The sequence below is a fragment of the Pseudomonas sp. W15Feb34 genome (assembly GCF_023127765.1).
Lineage (GTDB): Bacteria > Pseudomonadota > Gammaproteobacteria > Pseudomonadales > Pseudomonadaceae > Aquipseudomonas > Aquipseudomonas synxantha_A.
Genome location: NZ_SPKN01000003.1, coordinates 214936 through 232476, shown reverse-complemented (window position 1 = coordinate 232476; position 17541 = coordinate 214936). Strand labels below are relative to the sequence as shown.

General features: G+C 59.8%; 17 protein-coding genes. 5 read left to right on the top strand and 12 right to left on the bottom strand.

Features of this window, described 5'->3' with window-relative positions; all coding sequences use genetic code 11:
* Nucleotides 1–11: 11 nt before the first annotated feature.
* A complete protein-coding gene (locus E4O97_RS01790) occupies nt 12–395 on the bottom strand; it encodes a hypothetical protein (RefSeq protein ID WP_078822653.1) in 384 nt (127 codons plus the stop codon).
* A gap of 154 nt (nt 396–549) precedes the next feature.
* Here E4O97_RS01790 and phoB point away from each other — a divergent pair, with 154 nt between their 5' ends.
* The 3 genes from phoB (at nt 550) to E4O97_RS01775 (ending at nt 4156) form a co-directional block, all read left to right on the top strand.
* Complete coding sequence (gene phoB, locus E4O97_RS01785) at nt 550–1239, top strand: phosphate regulon transcriptional regulator PhoB (protein ID WP_005792526.1); 690 nt, start codon at nt 550–552, stop codon at nt 1237–1239.
* An 81-nt stretch (nt 1240–1320) separates the two neighbouring features.
* A complete protein-coding gene (gene phoR, locus E4O97_RS01780; protein ID WP_236648093.1) occupies nt 1321–2607 on the top strand; it encodes a phosphate regulon sensor histidine kinase PhoR in 1287 nt (428 codons plus the stop codon).
* Between the two features lie 208 nt (nt 2608–2815).
* Nucleotides 2816–4156 carry a hemolysin family protein gene (locus E4O97_RS01775; protein WP_005792528.1) on the top strand — a complete coding sequence of 447 codons (1341 nt, stop codon included), beginning with the start codon at nt 2816–2818 and terminating at the stop codon, nt 4154–4156.
* Between the two features lie 62 nt (nt 4157–4218).
* On the opposite strand, the gene E4O97_RS01770 is transcribed toward E4O97_RS01775, so the two are convergent.
* From E4O97_RS01770 to E4O97_RS01730, 9 genes are all read right to left on the bottom strand, one after another.
* Entirely contained in the window at nt 4219–4518 is a 300-nt protein-coding gene (locus E4O97_RS01770) for an XRE family transcriptional regulator (protein ID WP_005792529.1), read from the bottom strand.
* A 4-nt stretch (nt 4519–4522) separates the two neighbouring features.
* A complete protein-coding gene (locus E4O97_RS01765; protein ID WP_005792530.1) occupies nt 4523–4846 on the bottom strand; it encodes a type II toxin-antitoxin system RelE/ParE family toxin in 324 nt (107 codons plus the stop codon).
* Between the two features lie 186 nt (nt 4847–5032).
* Nucleotides 5033–5932 carry a response regulator gene (locus tag E4O97_RS01760; protein ID WP_248160784.1) on the bottom strand — a complete coding sequence of 300 codons (900 nt, stop codon included), beginning with the start codon at nt 5930–5932 and terminating at the stop codon, nt 5033–5035.
* Between the two features lie 167 nt (nt 5933–6099).
* Nucleotides 6100–6861 carry a phosphate signaling complex protein PhoU gene (gene phoU, locus E4O97_RS01755; protein ID WP_017528598.1) on the bottom strand — a complete coding sequence of 254 codons (762 nt, stop codon included), beginning with the start codon at nt 6859–6861 and terminating at the stop codon, nt 6100–6102.
* 70 nt (nt 6862–6931) lie between these two features.
* Nucleotides 6932–7765: a phosphate ABC transporter ATP-binding protein PstB gene (gene pstB, locus E4O97_RS01750; protein ID WP_005792533.1), complete on the bottom strand. Its 834-nt coding sequence runs from the start codon at nt 7763–7765 to the stop codon at nt 6932–6934.
* A gap of 164 nt (nt 7766–7929) precedes the next feature.
* Complete coding sequence (gene pstA, locus E4O97_RS01745; RefSeq protein WP_032878679.1) at nt 7930–9600, bottom strand: phosphate ABC transporter permease PstA; 1671 nt, start codon at nt 9598–9600, stop codon at nt 7930–7932.
* Nucleotides 9601–9615: 15 nt separating this feature from the next.
* Complete coding sequence (locus E4O97_RS01740) at nt 9616–11649, bottom strand: ABC transporter permease subunit (RefSeq protein ID WP_216092209.1); 2034 nt, start codon at nt 11647–11649, stop codon at nt 9616–9618.
* Nucleotides 11650–12133: 484 nt separating this feature from the next.
* On the bottom strand, nt 12134–13120 hold the full coding sequence (locus E4O97_RS01735) for a phosphate ABC transporter substrate-binding protein PstS (protein ID WP_005792536.1): 987 nt from the start codon (nt 13118–13120) through the stop codon (nt 12134–12136).
* Nucleotides 13121–13292: 172 nt separating this feature from the next.
* Complete coding sequence (locus tag E4O97_RS01730) at nt 13293–14573, bottom strand: MFS transporter (protein WP_179119859.1); 1281 nt, start codon at nt 14571–14573, stop codon at nt 13293–13295.
* Between the two features lie 559 nt (nt 14574–15132).
* Between E4O97_RS01730 and E4O97_RS01725 the strand changes: the two genes are divergently transcribed.
* Together E4O97_RS01725 and E4O97_RS01720 are read left to right on the top strand one after the other, a co-directional pair.
* Complete coding sequence (locus E4O97_RS01725; protein ID WP_003176975.1) at nt 15133–15537, top strand: acyl-CoA thioesterase; 405 nt, start codon at nt 15133–15135, stop codon at nt 15535–15537.
* A 59-nt stretch (nt 15538–15596) separates the two neighbouring features.
* On the top strand, nt 15597–16496 hold the full coding sequence (locus tag E4O97_RS01720) for a D-hexose-6-phosphate mutarotase (protein WP_216090494.1): 900 nt from the start codon (nt 15597–15599) through the stop codon (nt 16494–16496).
* Nucleotides 16497–16613: 117 nt separating this feature from the next.
* Here the strand turns inward: E4O97_RS01720 and E4O97_RS01715 are convergent, their stop codons facing one another.
* Nucleotides 16614–17150 carry a DUF3299 domain-containing protein gene (locus tag E4O97_RS01715; protein ID WP_103734131.1) on the bottom strand — a complete coding sequence of 179 codons (537 nt, stop codon included), beginning with the start codon at nt 17148–17150 and terminating at the stop codon, nt 16614–16616.
* Between the two features lie 77 nt (nt 17151–17227).
* Entirely contained in the window at nt 17228–17473 is a 246-nt protein-coding gene (locus tag E4O97_RS01710) for a GlsB/YeaQ/YmgE family stress response membrane protein (RefSeq protein ID WP_005792540.1), read from the bottom strand.
* Nucleotides 17474–17541 lie beyond the last annotated feature (68 nt).

The window sequence follows — 17541 nt, the reverse complement described above, 5'->3', positions numbered from 1 at the left end:
GCACCGCAGACTTAAGGCTTGATGATGTGCCAGGCGCCACCCTTGCCATCCCCGGTCTTGTCACCGGCTTTCTTGTCGTCCTTGTAGGTGTAGACAGGCTTGCCTTTGTAGGCCCACTGGCTTGTCTGGTCGTCGCGGGTGATCACCGTCCAATCACCGTCACCGGTCGTGGTGTCGGTGGATTCTGCCTTCAGCGGTGGCCAGTTGGTCGCGCACTGGTCCTTGCACACTGACTTGCCATCGGCGTCCTTGTCGAAGGTGTAGAGCGTCATGCCCTTGTGATCCACCAACATCCCTTCTTTAGTCATCGCAGGCTCTGCCGCAAACGCCAGGCCTGGCAGCGCCAAGGCTGCGGATAGCAGCAGGGCTTTCCAGGAAATCGTGCTGTAAGTCATCGGAACCTTCCTTTTGTGGTTGTCAGGATTCGGACCCAAAGGGTAGTCCAGAGTGCCCTGAATTGCCCAAGCGACTAAATTACTGTCACACGACTGCAATAATTCCGTTATCTAATGCGGCGCAAGACAGTTAAATGACAAGAGGATTTTGAGCATGGTTGGCAGGAGCATTCTGATTGTTGACGACGAAGCGCCCATTCGCGAGATGATCGCCGTTGCGTTGGAAATGGCCGGCTATGACTGCCTGGAGGCGGAAAACTCCCAGCAGGCCCACGCCATTATCGTCGACCGCAAGCCGGACCTGATCCTGCTCGACTGGATGCTGCCCGGCACGTCCGGCATCGAGTTGGCCCGGCGCCTCAAGCGTGACGAACTGACCGGGGATATCCCGATCATCATGCTCACCGCCAAGGGTGAAGAGGACAACAAGATCCAGGGCCTGGAAGTGGGCGCCGATGACTACATCACCAAACCTTTTTCCCCTCGGGAGCTGGTGGCGCGCCTCAAAGCCGTATTGCGCCGTGCCGGCCCGACCGATGGCGAAGCGCCGATCGAAGTCGACGGCCTGATTCTGGACCCGATCAGCCACCGCGTGACCATCGACGGCAAGCCCGCCGAGATGGGCCCGACCGAATACCGATTGCTGCAATTCTTCATGACCCACCAGGAGCGCGCCTACACCCGCGGCCAATTGCTGGACCAGGTGTGGGGCGGCAATGTGTATGTGGAGGAACGCACCGTGGACGTGCATATCCGCCGCTTGCGCAAAGCCTTGGGCGACGCGTACGAGAATCTGGTACAAACCGTGCGCGGCACCGGCTATCGGTTTTCCACCAAAAGCTGAGCCAGCCCCTTCCTCCCTTAACAGCTGACAAGGACGCATGTTTAAGTGAACCAGAACTGGCATGGCACCCTGATCCGCCACATGCTTCTGTTGATCACTGCTTGCCTGCTGGTCGGGCTGATCAGTGGCTATTACGGCTGGAGCCTGGCCGCCGGCATCGCGTTGTACCTGGGCTGGACCCTCAAACAATTGCTGCGCCTGCATGAATGGCTGCGCCAGCACAAACCCGACGAGGCGCCGCCCGATGGCTATGGCCTGTGGGGTGAGGTGTTCGACAGCATCTACCACCTGCAACGTCGCGACCAACGGGTACGCGGGCGCCTGCAAGCGGTGATCGACCGGGTGCAGGAATCCACCGCGGCGCTCAAGGACGCCGTGATCATGCTCGACAGCGACGGCAACCTGGAATGGTGGAACCGCGCCGCCGAAACCCTGCTGGGTCTCAAGACGCCACAGGACAGCGGCCAGCCGGTGACCAACCTGGTGCGCCACCCGCGCTTCAAGGAATACTTCGAGCAGGACAACTACGAAGAAGCCCTGGAAATCCCGTCGCCCACCAACGACCGCGTACGCATCCAGCTGTACCTGACGCGCTATGGCAACAATGAGCACTTGATGCTGGTGCGTGATGTGACCCGCATCCATCAGCTTGAACAGATGCGCAAGGACTTCGTCGCCAACGTCTCCCACGAGCTTCGCACACCGCTGACGGTGATCTGCGGCTACCTGGAGACGCTGCTGGACAACGTCGACGAGATCAACCCGCGCTGGAGCCGCGCCCTGCAGCAGATGCAGCAGCAAGGCTCGCGGATGCAGACCCTGCTCAACGACTTGCTGCTTTTGGCCAAGCTTGAAGCCACCGATTACCCTTCGGATAACCACCCGGTGGCAGTGCAAAGCCTGCTGCACACCATCAAGAATGACGCCCAGGCGCTCTCCGGCGAACGCGGCCAGCAGATCACCCTGGAAGCCGACCCGACGGTGCTGCTCAAGGGCAGTGAGGGCGAGTTACGCAGCGCGTTCTCCAATTTGGTGTTCAACGCGGTGAAGTACACCCAGGACAAGGGCAATATCCGTATTCGCTGGTGGGCCGACGAACAGGGCGCGCACCTGAGCGTGCAGGACTCGGGTATCGGCATCGACGCCAAGCATCTGCCGCGCCTCACCGAACGTTTCTACCGCGTTGACTCCAGCCGCAACTCCAACACCGGCGGCACGGGGCTCGGCCTGGCGATCGTCAAGCATGTGTTGTTGCGCCATCGGGCGCGCCTGGAAATCAGCAGCGTGCTGGGGCATGGCAGTACGTTTACCTGCCATTTTCCGACAACGCAGGTAACGCGTTCGCCAGTGATCGACAATGATGAATAACTCAAATACAGCACAAATCTAAATGTGGGAGGGGGCAAGCCCCCTCCCACATTGGATTTGTATGCTTTTGGAGAACAGGTTCCTTGCCCCGCCCGGCAGCGGGCACTAGGCAAGCGCCCCGTCAGCCGCTACATTGGCCGACTTGCGCCTGCCTTTCAGGCTCACCTGTCATCCCTTATTGAACACACGGAACCTGCAAAACCCCATCATGGACCCTTCCCCTGGCATTACCCTCGCTACACTCTTCGCCGATTTCGGCATGATTCTTTTTGCACTGATCCTGGTACTGCTCAACGGTTTCTTTGTTGCGGCGGAATTTGCCATGGTCAAACTGCGCGCCACGCGGGTCGAGGCCATCGCCCACAAAAACGGCTGGCGCGGGCAGATCCTGCGTACCGTACACAGCCAGCTCGACGCCTACCTGTCGGCCTGTCAGCTGGGTATCACCCTGGCGTCCCTGGGCCTGGGCTGGGTCGGTGAACCGGCCTTTGCGCACATCCTCGAGCCAATGCTGGGCGCGATCGGCGTGCAGTCGCCGGAAGTGATCAAGGGCGTGTCGTTCTTTGCCGCCTTCTTCGTGATTTCCTACCTGCACATCGTGGTCGGTGAGCTGGCGCCCAAGTCCTGGGCGATTCGCAAGCCCGAGCTGCTGTCGCTATGGACGGCAGTGCCGCTGTACCTGTTCTACTGGGCGATGTACCCGGCCATCTACCTGCTCAACGCCAGCGCCAACGCCATCCTGCGCATCGCCGGCCAAGGCGAGCCTGGCCCCCACCATGAGCACCATTACAGCCGCGAAGAGCTCAAACTGATCCTGCACTCCAGCCGTGGCCAGGACCCGAGCGACCAAGGTATGCGCGTACTGGCCTCTGCGGTGGAAATGGGCGAACTGGAAGTGGTGGACTGGGCCAACTCCCGGGAAGACCTGGTGACCCTGGATTTCAACGCCCCGCTCAAAGAGATTCTTGCGCTGTTCCGTCGCCACAAATTCAGCCGGTACCCGGTGTATGACGCGGTGCGCAATGAGTTCGTGGGCCTGTTGCACATCAAGGATCTGCTGCTGGAACTGGCCGCCCTGGACCATATTCCCGAATCCTTCAACCTGGCCGAACTGACCCGCCCGCTGGAACGCGTCTCGCGGCACATGCCGTTGTCGCAACTGCTGGAGCAGTTCCGCAAAGGCGGCGCGCACTTCGCCCTGGTGGAGGAAGCCGACGGCAAGATCATCGGCTACCTGACCATGGAAGACGTGCTGGAAGTACTGGTGGGCGATATCCAGGATGAACACCGCAAGGCCGAGCGCGGCATCCTCGCCTACCAGCCCGGCAAACTGCTGGTACGTGGCGACACGCCGCTGTTCAAAGTCGAACGCCTGCTGGGCGTCGACCTGGACCACATCGAAGCCGAAACCCTGGCCGGCCTGATCTACGACACCCTCAAGCGCGTGCCGGAAGAAGAGGAAGTGCTGGAAGTGGAAGGCTTGCGGATCATCATCAAGAAGATGAAAGGGCCCAAGATAGTACTGGCCAAGGTCTTGCTGCTGGACTGACCTTCGATTGCCCAATGCAAAATTGGGCAATATCCCAAGCGTCGTGACGACCTAAACGATCGTCACGCAGGCAGCGCGTTGAAACAGATATCCACATTCATCTGCGCCGCGGCCGACAGATTGACTAACGCATCAAGAGAACACTTGTCGATCTTGCCGTTAAGTACGTCGTTCAGGCGAGGCTGGCTGATACCCAGCCTTAGCGCCGCATCCTTCTGGGACAGCTCCCAGCTACGAATGGTGTTGCACAACTCCAACAGCAGCTTTGAGCGTAGGCGCATATTGGCGGCTTGCGCTGGCGTGTCCTCCAGAGCATCCCACACAGAGTTGAAACGTTCGGTATGTAACTTTTGATTTGTCATGGGCTTAACCTAATTCCTGCAATCTGGCACGCGCCAATTCGATATCCCGCCCTTCGGTTTTCCGTGTGGTCTTGCGCAACGCGTGCAGCACATAGACAGCTTCAGGCCGATTGACCACGTAGAACACTCGAAACGCTCCCGACTCTTCAGTGATCCGAATCTCATTGACGCCCCTTCCGATCGTTTTCATCGGCTTGCAATCGAAGGGCTGCTCACCCTGTTGCAACAGATCCAACTGAAAACCGGCTGCCCTTCGGGCGTCGAGAGGAAAATCCTTGAGATCCTTGAGCGAGCTTCCTAGAAACACCACATCCTTGTGCCTTGGCATTGACTTCTCCTTTCCTGGAAAGAAAAAGCGTAATCGACGACTCAACCAAAGGCGGTGCAGCTTTGTTTCAAGGCATAGCAAAGGCTCGACAACACTGAAGCGTTATCGAGAGCCTATATCGGAACAGATATAAATCAAGCCATCCAGCAGGAATCAGACAACCGGTCGATTGCTTGATTCAGGCCATCAGGCACCCGGCACAAAATGCTTCTGCGCCGTACCGCGCGCAATCAGGCGCGAGATGTAGTCCAGCTTCTGCGCATCCTGGTCGATAAAGCGAAAGGTCAGTTGCAACCAGTCGCTGTCGGGCTTGGGCTCGTAGGCGACGATGGCATGCAGGTAGCCGTTGAGGCGTGCGACTTCGGCGTTGTCGCCCTGCTCAAGGTCGAGCACGGCGCTTTCCAGTACCTGAGGCAGGACGTCGCCGCGTTTTACCACCAGCAACGCTTCCTTGATGCTCAGGGCCTTGATCACGCATTGCTGAGTGCCGCTGGAGAGGCGCAACTGGCCCTGACCGCGACTGCCAGCCGGCGCCGCTGCTGCTGGGGCCTTCACGGGTGGGGTGTTGAGCAGACCTTGACTGGGTGCCGCCATCGGAGCCGGCTTGACCGCTTCGGGTCTGCCGCCGGTCAGGGCGCTCAGGGAGTCGTTGCCGAAGGCCGAGTTCATCTTGGTCGGCGCGCTGGCGATCAGTGCGTCGAGGCGGCCGATCTTGTGCAGGGCCTGCTTGACCTTGTTGAGCAGTTGCTCGTTGGTGAACGGTTTGCTGACATAGCCGGAAACGCCGGCCTGGATCGCCTGAACCACGTTTTCCTTATCGCCACGGCTGGTCACCATCACGAACGGCATGGCCTTCAGATGCGCTTGCTCGCGGCACCAGGTCAAGAGCTCAAGACCGGACATCTCAGGCATTTCCCAGTCACACAGCACCAGGTCGAAGGTTTCGCGCATCAGGATGGATTGCGCCTTTTTGCCGTTCACCGCATCTTCGATCTTGATTCCGGGGAAGTAATTGCGCAGGCACTTCTTCACCAGGTCGCGAATAAACGAGGCGTCATCCACCACCAATACACTGACTTTGCTCATCGACCCTTCATCCTATAAAAACCTCGGCTGGCAGTACGCCTGACTGATGGCATTTTGCCAAAACCTTGCAGTCACGTTCGGACTTTATTCGCCGCCCGCGCAAAAAATTCAGCTGCCACAAACGAAAACGCCCGGCCAATGGCCGGGCGTTAATTTCACGGGCAACCTTACTTATCGTCAGGTTCGCCTGGAACATTAGGCGTTTGATCGGCGGAGCCTTCAACTTCGGCCTTCATGCGCTTGAGGCCCATGTGCCGAACGTCGGTGCCGCGCACCAGGTAGATCACCAGTTCCGAGATATTACGCGCGTGATCGCCGATCCGCTCCAGGGAGCGCAGCACCCAGATAATGCTCAAGACCCGCGAGATAGAGCGTGGATCTTCCATCATGTAGGTGGCCAGCTCACGCAAGGCGGTCTTGTACTCGCGGTCGATGACCTTGTCGTACTGAGCCACCGACAACGCCAGGTCTGCATCGAAACGCGCAAACGCGTCGAGGGCATCGCGCACCATGTTGCGCACCTGGTCGCCGATATGGCGCACTTCCACGTAACCGCGTGGCGCTTCACCTTCTTCGCACAGTTGGATGGCACGGCGGGCGATCTTGGTGGCTTCGTCGCCAATGCGCTCCAGGTCAATCACCGACTTGGAGATGCTGATGATCAAACGCAGGTCCGAGGCCGCCGGCTGGCGACGGGCAAGAATGCGCAGGCACTCTTCATCGATATTGCGTTCCATCTGGTTGATCTGGTCATCGATCTCGCGCACCTGCTGGGCCAGGCCCGAGTCGGCCTCGATCAGCGCGGTGACGGCATCGTTGACTTGCTTCTCCACCAGCCCGCCCATCGCCAGGAGGTGGCTGCGCACTTCCTCAAGCTCGGCGTTGAACTGCGCGGAGATGTGATGGGTAAGGCCTTCTTTGCTAATCATGTTGGCGTCCTTGGAGCGTCCGGTAAGGTGCGGAGAACCGCAGCGTCAGTGCAATCAGAACCACAGCTTCCTAGCCGTAGCGACCGGTGATGTAGTCTTCGGTCTGCTTCTTCGCCGGATTGGTGAACAGGGTATCGGTATCGCCGAACTCCACCAGCTTGCCCATGTACATGAACGCGGTGTAGTCCGAAACCCGCGCCGCCTGTTGCATGTTGTGGGTCACGATAACGATGGTGAACTTGGACTTGAGCTCGTAGATCAGCTCTTCGACTTTCAAGGTCGAGATCGGGTCGAGCGCCGAGCACGGTTCGTCGAGCAGCAGCACTTCCGGCTCTACGGCGATGGTACGGGCGATCACCAGACGCTGCTGCTGGCCGCCGGACAAGCCAAGTGCCGACTCGTGCAGACGGTCCTTGACCTCGTCCCACAACGCGGCGCCCTTGAGAGCCCATTCAACCGCTTCGTCGAGGACGCGCTTCTTGTTGATGCCCTGGATGCGCAGGCCATAGACCACGTTTTCATAAATGGTCTTGGGGAACGGGTTGGGCTTCTGGAACACCATGCCCACCCGGCGTCGCAACTCGGCCACGTCTTCACCCTTGCGGTAAATATTGGTGCCGTAGAGATTGATCGCACCTTCCACACGGCAACCGTCCACCAGGTCATTCATACGGTTGAACGTGCGCAGTAATGTCGACTTGCCGCAGCCGGACGGGCCGATAAAGGCGGTCACGCGCTGCTTGGGGATGTTCATGCTGACGTCGAACAGCGCTTGTTTTTCGCCGTAGTACAGGCTCAGGCCCGGGACTTCGATGGCCACGGTTTCCTGGGCCAGGCTCAGGCTCTGTTTGTCGCGACCCAGGGCAGACATGTTGATGCCGTGAGGTTGGTTTTCGTGTTGCATGGGATGCTCCCTGTGCTACCAATTCGTTTCGTTGAACCGCCGGGGCGGCTTACTCAAATTCTGTGTCTGTGGGAGCTGGCTTGCCTGCGATGGCATCACTGCGGTCTTACTGATACACCGCGTCGTCTGCATCGCAGGCAAGCCAGCTCCCACATTGAATGGTGTTAGCTGTCCAGCGCCTTGTATTTTTCGCGCAGGTGGTTACGAATCCACACCGCCGACAGGTTGAGCGTGGCGATCACCAGCACCAGCAGCAACGCGGTGGCGTACACCAGCGGCCGTGCGGCTTCGACGTTGGGGCTCTGGAAGCCGACGTCATAGATATGGAAGCCCAGGTGCATGATTTTCTGGTCCAGGTGCAGGTACGGATAGTTGCCGTCCAGCGGCAGCGACGGCGCCAGCTTTACTACGCCCACCAGCATCAGCGGCGCCACTTCGCCGGCGGCGCGGGCCACGGCGAGGATCATGCCGGTCATCATGGCCGGGCTGGCCATCGGCAGCACGATCTTCCACAGCGTTTCCGCCTTGGTCGCGCCCAGTGCCAGGGAGCCTTCACGCACCGTGCGAGGAATCCTCGCGAGGCCTTCTTCGGTGGCCACGATCACCACCGGCACCGCCAGCAGCGCCAGGGTCAGCGAGGCCCAGAGCAGGCCCGGAGTACCGAAGGTCGGTGCCGGCAGGGCTTCGGCGAAGAACAGACGGTCAACCGAGCCACCCAATACATAGACGAAGAAGCCCAGGCCGAATACGCCGTAGACAATGGCCGGTACGCCCGCCAGGTTGTTCACGGCGATACGGATGATCCGCGTCAGGGTGTTCTGCTTGGCGTACTCACGCAGGTACACGGCCGCCAGCACGCCAAACGGGGTCACGATCATCGCCATGATCAGGGTCATCATCACGGTGCCGAAGATGGCCGGGAAAATCCCGCCTTCGGTGTTGGCTTCCCGTGGGTCATCGCTGAGAAACTCCCAGACCTTGCTGAAGTAGAAGCCGATCTTGGTCAGGGTGCCCATGGCGTTAGGCTGGTAGGCGTGCACCACCTTGCCGATGCCGATCTCCACTTCCTTGCCGTTGCCGTCGCGGGCAGTCAGGGCGTCGCGGTTGAACTGAGCGTGCAGGTCAGCCAGGCGCGCCTCGATATCTTGATAGCGGGCGTTGAGTTCGGCGCGGTCGGCGTCCATATCGGCCTGGGCGGCGGCGTCGAGCTTGCCTTCCAGTTCCAGTTTGCGCCCGTGCAGGCGGATGCGTTCCAGGCCGGCGTTGATCGCACCGATATCGGTTTTTTCCAGGGTCTTGAGCTGGGCGGCGAGCTTGTTGACACGGTCCACGCGAGCTTGCAGCTCTGGCCATGCGGCTTCGCCTTCAGCGATGACCTTGCCGTCCTGCTTGACGTTGACCAGGGTGCCGTAAAAGTTGCCCCACTCACGACGCTCAATGGCCATCAGGTTGGCCGGCTTGGTCTGGTCCTTCAACCATTCGCCGACGATCCAGGTGAAGTCGTTGCCGTTCAAGTCGCGGTTGCCGACCTTGATCAGCTCGCGGGTCATGAATTCCGGGCCCTGGTCCGGCACCGGCAGGCCGGCGCTCTTGAGGCGCTCACGCGGCACTTCTTCTTTCTGTACCACTTCGCCGATGACGATATGGTTGGCCTGGCCCGGCACGTTGTAGTTGGCCTGGATCAGGTCGGCCGGCCAGAAGTGGCCCAGGCCACGCACGGCAATCACAGCCAGCAAACCAATGGTCATGATGACCGCGATGGACACCGCGCCACCGCTGATCCAGACGCCTGGGGCGCCGCTCTTGAACCATCCATTCAGGGAGTTCTGTTTCACAGACTTCTACCTTTCTTAAAGCGACGAGTATTTCTTGCGCAGACGCTGACGAATCAGTTCGGCGAGGGTGTTCATGATGAACGTGAACAGCAGCAGTACCAGTGCCGAGAGGAACAGCACGCGGTAGTGACTGCCACCGACTTCCGACTCGGGCATTTCCACCGCGACGTTGGCCGCCAGGGTGCGCAAGCCCTCGAACAGGTTCATCTCCATCACCGGGGTGTTACCGGTGGCCATCAGCACAATCATGGTTTCACCCACTGCACGGCCCATGCCGATCATCAGTGCAGAGAAGATGCCCGGGCTGGCGGTCAGGATCACCACGCGGGTCATGGTCTGCCACGGCGTGGCGCCCAGGGCCAGGGAGCCCAGGGTCAGGCCGCGGGGTACGCTGAACACGGCGTCTTCGGCGATCGAGTAGATGTTCGGGATCACCGCAAAACCCATGGCCAGGCCGACCACCAGGGCGTTGCGCTGGTCGTAGGTGATCCCCAGGTCATGGGAGATCCACATGCGCATGTCGCCGCCAAAGAACCAGGTTTCCAGGTACGGGCTCATGTACAGCGAGAGCCAGCCCACCAGCAGGATCACCGGGATCAGGATCGCGCTTTCCCAGCCGTCCGGCACCCGCAGGCGAATCGACTCGGGCAAGCGACTGAAGACAAAACCGGCGACCAGGATGCCGATCGGCAATAGCATCAGCAGGCTGAAAATGCCCGGCAAGTGCCCTTCCACGTACGGCGCCAGGAACAGGCCGGCGAAGAAGCCGAGGATCACGGTCGGCATGGCTTCCATCAGTTCGATCACCGGTTTGACCTTGCGGCGCAGGCTCGGGGCCATGAAGTACGCGGTGTAGATCGCCGCCGCAACCGCCAGTGGCGCGGCCAGCAGCATGGCGTAGAACGCAGCCTTCAACGTGCCGAAGGTCAGCGGGGCCAGGCTCATCTTGGGTTCGAAGTCGGTGTTGGCGGCGGTGGACTGCCAGACGTATTTAGGCTCGTCGTAGTTCTCGTACCAGACCTTGCTCCACAACGCGCTCCACGAGACTTCCGGGTGCGGGTTGTCGAGCAACAGCGGTTGCAGCTTGCCGCCGGCCTCGACGATCACGCGGTTGGCCCGTGGCGACATGCCGAACAGGCCCTGGCCGTCGACCACCGGGTCGACCAGCAGGGTACGGTGAGCGGTGCTGTGGAAAACGCCGAACTGGCCGGAGGCATCGAGCGCGGTGAAGCCTTTGCGGCGCTCTTCAGCACCGATTTCGACAATGGGCGCAGTGCCCATCTGGAAGGTGCGGATCTGTTTCAGGCGTTGCTCGCCATCCGGGTCGCGGGCCATGAACCACTGGGCCAGGCCGCCCTTGGAGTTGCCGACGATCAGCGAGATACCGCCCACCAACTGAGTGCTGGCGGTGACTTCGGCTGCGCCGTCTTCCAGGAGTTTGTAGCGACCGTTGAGGCTGTTGTCGCGCAGGCTGAACACATCGGCCAGGGCGCGACCGTTGATCACGTAAAGCCATTGCTGGCGTGGGTCGACAAAGATGGCTTTCACCGGTTCGGTCATCTGCGGCAGCTCGATGCGCTTCTGCTCGCTGGTGACTTCACCGGTCATCATGTTTTCTTCGCGGCTCAACGACAGCACGTTCAGGTACGAACCCGCCGAACCGGCCACCACCAAGGTGGAGTCAGTGGCGTTGAGGGCGACATGCTCCAGTGGGCGACCGGCCTCATCCAACACGATCGGCGTTTCGCCGTAAGGGTATTCAATCGCTGGGGTGATGGTCTTCTTGCCGTCCGGGTACGACACTTTATAGGTGTGGCGGAACACCAGGGACTGGCCATTGGACAAACCAAGGATAACCAGCGGGCTGCCCGGCTGGTCTTCACCAATAGAAACAACGCTGGCACCGGCCGGAAGCGGCAAGTCGACACGCTTGAGCTCAGCGCCGGAGTCCACTTCAAAGAACAGCGCCTGGCCCTTGTCGGAAACCCGCATGGCGACCTGGTTCTGTTCTTCAAGGGAGATCATCAACGGCTTGCCGGCGTCCTGCATCCAGGCGGGTGTCAGCGCGTCTTCCTTGGTCAACGAGGCGCCCTGGAACAGAGGTGCAACGACGTAGGCGAGGAAGAAGAAGATCAGGGTGATGGCGCCAAGGACGGCGAGGCCACCGACCAGCACATACCAGCGGGTCAGGCGATCCTTGAGCGCGCGAATGCGGCGCTTGCGTTGCAGCTCAGGCGTATTGAAATCAATGCGCTTGGGGGGAGAAGTTGTCGTCATGGTGGAATTGGCCAGATCATTCATGCGCACACCCTAGCGATCCTGTATGACAGAAAGATGACAGTGCAGTGACGCAACAAATCCGCCGCGAAGCAGGGCTGGCAGCGGATTAAAAATTAGGGATGCAGACTGCTTATGTGGGAGCGGGCTTGCCCGCGATGGCATCAACACGATTTCAACGCTAAACCGCGTCGCCAGCATCGCGGGCAAGCCCGCTCCCACAGAAAAGCATGCGTCTACATCAGGTATCGCAGGCTTAGTTGCCTTCTTTCAGACCCAGCTCAGCCAAGGCCTTGGCGGCCACTTTGGCAGGCAGTGGGATGTAGCCGTCCTTGACGACAACTTCCTGGCCCTGCTTGGACAGCACCAGTTTCACGAACTCGGCTTCCAGCGGGGCCAGAGGCTTGTTCGGGGCTTTGTTGACATACACGTAGAGGAAGCGCGACAGCGGGTATTTGCCGTTCAGGGCGTTTTCTTCGCTGTCTTCGATGAAGTCAGTGCTGCCTTTCTTGGCCAGGGCCACGGTCTTCACGCTGGCGGTCTTGTAGCCGATGCCCGAGTAACCGATGCCGTTCAGCGAGGAGCTGATCGACTGCACGACCGAAGCCGAGCCCGGTTGTTCGTTCACGTTTGGCTTGTAGTCGCCTTTGCACAGGGCTTCTTCCTTGAAGTAGCCGTAGGTGCCGGATACCGAGTTACGCCCGAACAGTTGCACTGGCTTGTTGGCCAGGTCGCCGGTCACGCCCAGGTCGCCCCAGGTTTTAACGTCAGCTTTGGCGCCGCACAGGCGAGTCGAGGAGAAGATCGCGTCGACTTGCTCCATGGTCAGGTGCTGGATCGGGTTGTCCTTGTGCACGAACACCGCCAAGGCGTCCACGGCAACCGGGATAGCGGTTGGCTTGTAGCCGTACTTCTGCTCGAAGGCCGCCAGTTCGGTGTCCTTCATCTTGCGGCTCATCGGGCCCAGGTTGGAGGTGCCTTCAGTCAGCGCAGGTGGCGCGGTGGCGGAGCCGGCAGCTTGAATCTGGATGTTGACGTTCGGGTATTCCTTTTTGTAACCCTCGGCCCACAGGGTCATCAGGTTGGCCAGGGTATCGGAACCGACGCTGGACAGGTTGCCCGACACACCAGTGGTCTTGACGTAAGCCGGAATTGCCGGATCAACACCAGCGGCCACCGCGTTGGCGGTCGCAACGCCAGCAGCGACAAAAGTCATTGCCGCCATCAAACGTTTCAGTTTCATGCCTTGCTCCTAGCAGATAGGGATAATTGGATCGGGGCCAAGTATCGGGAGGCCGTGTGAACACTCTATGTCTGAAATATGACAATTAGATGAAAGGCCACTATCGGGAAGCAAAGGCTGATGAGGAGCGAGACGTTGAATGAACGCCTCGCCACATTAGATCAAATTGGTTTCAGCGGCCGCGTTTCCACAGATACCCACCCACCAACATCCCCATCACACACAAGACGGCTACATAGTAAGCCGGGCCCATCGGGCTCTCCTTCATCAGCAGCGACACCACCAATGGCGTCAACCCACCAAACACGGCATAGGCGACGTTGTAGGAGAACGACAGCCCGCTGAAACGCACCACCGGCGGGAAGGCCTTGACCATCACGTAGGGCACCACGCCGATGGTGCCCACGAACAAACCGGTCAATGCGTACAACGGAAACAGCCAGTCCGGGTGGGCCATCAGGCTGTGATACAGCGTCCACGAGGTCGCCAGCAACAGTGCGCAACCGGTAACCAGCACGCGACCGGCGCCAAAACGGTCAGCCAAGGCACCCGAGACAATGCAACCGAAGCTCAGGGTCACGATGGCCAGGCTGTTGGCCTGCAGGGCAACCGTAGGGTTGAAGTGATAGACCGTTTGCAACACGGTCGGGGTCATGAGAATGACCACCACGACACCGGCCGAGAGCAGCCAGGTCAGCAGCATCGACAGCACAATGGCGCCACGATGGTCACGCAGCACTGCGCGCAACGGCAGCTCAGCGGCCAGGCTCTTGCGTTGCTGCATTTCAGCGAAGATCGGCGTTTCATGCAGCCAGCGGCGCAGATACACCGCCAGCAAGCCGAATACACCGCCGAGCAGGAACGGGATTCGCCAGGCGTAATCGGAGACCTGCTCCGGGGTATAGGCCGTATTGATGGCGGTAGCCACCAGCGAACCCAGCAAAATACCCGCAGTGAGGCCGCTGGTCAGGGTGCCGCAGGCGTAGCCGATGTGGCGCGGCGGGACGTGTTCGGACACAAACACCCAGGCGCCGGGCACTTCGCCACCAATTGCAGCGCCCTGGATGATGCGCATCAGCAGCAACAGGACCGGCGCCCATAGGCCGATCTGCGCATAAGTCGGCAGCAAGCCCATGATGAGGGTCGGCACGGCCATCATGAAGATGCTCAGGGTGAACATCTTCTTGCGCCCCAGCAGGTCACCAAAGTGCGCCATGATGATGCCGCCCAGCGGGCGGGCCAGGTAGCCGGCGGCGAAGATGCCGAAGGTCTGCATCATGCGCAACCATTCGGGCATGTCGACGGGGAAGAACAGTTTCCCGACCACGGTGGCGAAAAACACGAAGATGATGAAGTCGTAGAACTCCAGCGCCCCGCCCAAGGCAGACAGCGACAGGGTTTTGTAGTCGTTGCGGTTAAGCGGTCGTGCGGGCGGCGCAATGCTTGAAGGCACTGTGGTCATGGCAAGGCTTCTCTTATTAGTCAGATCAGGAATCCGCAACAGCGCTGGTATGGCCTGGCAGGTCCGGCACGATAGCAAATTGCCCGGAAAAGCACAGTCCAAACACCTGCCCCGCGTCAGCATCGATTCGCAAGCAACCCCCACTTGCCAAGCCGGCTTATTCCCTCTCGAATTACTGTCAGGTCCCAAAACGCCCTCAGATACTGAACGGCAGCGTTAAAAAGAAACAATGGTCAAACCCCTCAAGTTGCATGACTGGTTTGGCCATTTTTTTGACGCCTGTAAACAAGCCCACGTAGATGTACAAAATGGAGCCAGGAGAGTCGTCGCGCAGGCTATCGACCGATATACTCCCAGCCGTGCACCTATCTATCAGTGGAAGTTGCGCGAAAACGTCGTTGGCACCGGCCAGCCGATTTCGCAGAGTTTCCCTTCAGACGCCTTTCGAAAAACGTGACGAACGTAGTATGTTCGGGGCTGAATCGTTTTTCCAAGACGGCTACTCACCGATTACATAGTCAAAGAGTCACGGGTCAGAGGCACCCCCGGCATGATCGAACTCGAACAAGAAGATCCTATCCCGCAAGGCGATCTCGCCCTGCAAATCACTGCACTGCCGCGTGAAACCAATGGTTTTGGCGATATCTTCGGCGGCTGGCTGGTCGCGCAGATGGACCTGGCAGGCACGGCAATGGCCAGCAAGGTCGCCGGCGGGCGCGTAGCCACCGTCGCCATTGATCGCATGGCCTTCCTGGTACCGGTAGCCGTGGGTGCACAGCTTTCCTTCTATACCCAGGCTCTGGAAATTGGCCGCAGCTCGATCCAGATGATGGTCGAAGTGTGGAGCGATGACCCGCTTTCGAGCGAATGGCGCAAGGTCACCGAAGCGGTATTTGTGTTCGTCGCCATCGACGGCAGCGGTCGCACCCGTTCGGTACCGTCACGGGCGCGTTAAACCTCGCCGGGTTTTAACGGTCAATTGCCCCATTGCCTGCCACTTGAGAGAGCTTTGTTATGCCTACGCCTCACGTTGAGACGATGAAAATCGACGAGCTGGACTGCTGGCGCATCCGCCACAACGGCGCCGAGCTGATGGTGGCCCAACAGGGTGCGCATATCTTCAGTTACCAGCGCGAGGGCGAACAGCCGCTGATCTGGCCGAACCCTGCGGCGGTGTTCAAGCAGGGCAAAGGTATTCGTACCGGCGTACCGGTGTGCTGGCCGTGGTTTGGTGTGTTCGACCGCAACCCGCAAAGTGTAAAAGCCATGCGCCAGAGCGAGCAGCCTGCCGGAGCCCATGGTTTTGTGCGTACCGCGATTTGGGAGTTGGCCGAAACAGCAATCGAGGGTGAAGCCCTGCGCATCGAGCTGGTGCTGCCGGTTCCCGCAGGCGGCTTCCCCGGCTGGCCCCATGAGGTCGACTTGAAGTTGAGCCTGCTGCTGGACGAGCAACTGCATATCCGCCTCACCAGCCACAACCGTGGCACCGACACCGTGACCTTCAGCCAGGCACTGCACACCTACTTCGCTGTGAGCGACGTGCGCAACGTGCAGGTCGAGGGGGTGGATGGCTTGGCCTATATCGATACTGCTGATGGGTGGACCGAGAAGCAGCAATCCGGCTTGCTGCACTTCACTGGCGAAACTGATCGTATCTACCTGGATACACCGGCGCAGTTGAGCATTGTCGATAAAGACTGGCAGCGCCGCGTCCAACTCATCAGCGAAGGCTCGAAGTCCACCGTGATCTGGAACCCCTGGACCGAACGGGCCAAGGCACTTGATGACATGGCCGATGACGGCTGGCAGGGCATGTTGTGCATCGAGACGGCGAATGTGCTGAATGATGTGGTAAGCCTGGCCCCCGGTAAAAGCCACACCTTGGGCGTTCGTATCACCAATATCACTTTGTAAACCCAGTCAGAATGTGGGAGCTGGCTTGCCTGCGATAGCATCGCCTCAGTGCAACTGACACACCGAGTCGCCTGCATCGCAGATCAAGCCAGCTCCCACAGGGATTGGTAGCGCCAGTTAGAGATCGGACTCCTTCACCACCCGCACCTTCCCCGCCTCCAGCGCATACGCTGCATCGGCCAAGTCATTGTTGACCTTCTCCACCTTCAACATGCCCGTGACCCACAGCGGCGTGTAGATATCATCCAGCTTCAACCCCTTGGGATACCGCACCAGCACCAGTTGGTTAGGCGGCGGTGGCGGCACATGGATGCAGGCGCCCGGATACGGCACCAGGAAGAACAGCGTGCTGCGGCCTTTGGCATCGGTTTCCAACGGCACCGGATACCCACCAATGCGGATATTCTTGCCGTTCATGGCCGCTACGGTCTTGGTGGAATACATCACCGCGGGCAAGCCTTTGCTCTGCTTCAAGCCACCTTTTTCAGTGAACGTGCCTTGGGCTTCGGGGGAGTTATGGTCGATCTCGGGCATGGCTTCGAGGGCTTTCTGGTCCGAAAGCGGCATCAGGTCGAGCCAGTCGGTTTCCGGCAGTTCGCCAGCGTGCGCCAGGCCAGAGCCCAGCAGGAGGAGAGTGAAGAATAGACGGCGCATGGAGAGGCTCGGCAAATACAAGTGCCGAGCATTCTAGCCCTCTGCGCCTGCGCAGCGCAGAGGACTTTGTCGGCTGATTACTTCTTTTTGATCAGGCCGTAGATCACCAGCAACACGATGGCACCTACCAGCGCGCCGATGAAGCCCGCGCCCTGGCCTGCCTGGTAGATCCCCAGTGCCTGACCGCCATAGGTCGCGGCCAGGGAGCCGGCGATACCCAGCAGAATGGTCATGATCCAGCCCATGCTGTCGTCACCCGGCTTGAGGAAACGCGCCAGCAGGCCAACGATCAAGCCGATAAAGATGGTTCCAATGATACCCATGGCATTTCCCTCTGATTGAATGTGAGTCATGACAAAGCCTAGTCAGGCTTTATCATCCTGCAATCAGA

Bases quoted from the DNA above. Each gene is read 5' to 3' on its own strand.
- E4O97_RS01790 (WP_078822653.1), bottom strand. From the start codon at position 395: ATGACTTACAGCACGATTTCCTGGAAAGCCCTGCTGCTATCCGCAGCC.
- phoB (WP_005792526.1), top strand. From the start codon at position 550: ATGGTTGGCAGGAGCATTCTGATTGTTGACGACGAAGCGCCCATTCGC.
- phoR (WP_236648093.1), top strand. From the start codon at position 1,321: ATGCTTCTGTTGATCACTGCTTGCCTGCTGGTCGGGCTGATCAGTGGC.
- E4O97_RS01775 (WP_005792528.1), top strand. From the start codon at position 2,816: ATGGACCCTTCCCCTGGCATTACCCTCGCTACACTCTTCGCCGATTTC.
- E4O97_RS01770 (WP_005792529.1), bottom strand. From the start codon at position 4,518: ATGACAAATCAAAAGTTACATACCGAACGTTTCAACTCTGTGTGGGAT.
- E4O97_RS01765 (WP_005792530.1), bottom strand. From the start codon at position 4,846: ATGCCAAGGCACAAGGATGTGGTGTTTCTAGGAAGCTCGCTCAAGGAT.
- E4O97_RS01760 (WP_248160784.1), bottom strand. From the start codon at position 5,932: ATGAGCAAAGTCAGTGTATTGGTGGTGGATGACGCCTCGTTTATTCGC.
- phoU (WP_017528598.1), bottom strand. From the start codon at position 6,861: ATGATTAGCAAAGAAGGCCTTACCCATCACATCTCCGCGCAGTTCAAC.
- pstB (WP_005792533.1), bottom strand. From the start codon at position 7,765: ATGCAACACGAAAACCAACCTCACGGCATCAACATGTCTGCCCTGGGT.
- E4O97_RS01740 (WP_216092209.1), bottom strand. From the start codon at position 11,649: ATGCAGGACGCCGGCAAGCCGTTGATGATCTCCCTTGAAGAACAGAAC.
- E4O97_RS01735 (WP_005792536.1), bottom strand. From the start codon at position 13,120: ATGAAACTGAAACGTTTGATGGCGGCAATGACTTTTGTCGCTGCTGGC.
- E4O97_RS01725 (WP_003176975.1), top strand. From the start codon at position 15,133: ATGATCGAACTCGAACAAGAAGATCCTATCCCGCAAGGCGATCTCGCC.
- E4O97_RS01720 (WP_216090494.1), top strand. From the start codon at position 15,597: ATGCCTACGCCTCACGTTGAGACGATGAAAATCGACGAGCTGGACTGC.
- E4O97_RS01715 (WP_103734131.1), bottom strand. From the start codon at position 17,150: ATGCGCCGTCTATTCTTCACTCTCCTCCTGCTGGGCTCTGGCCTGGCG.
- E4O97_RS01710 (WP_005792540.1), bottom strand. From the start codon at position 17,473: ATGGGTATCATTGGAACCATCTTTATCGGCTTGATCGTTGGCCTGCTG.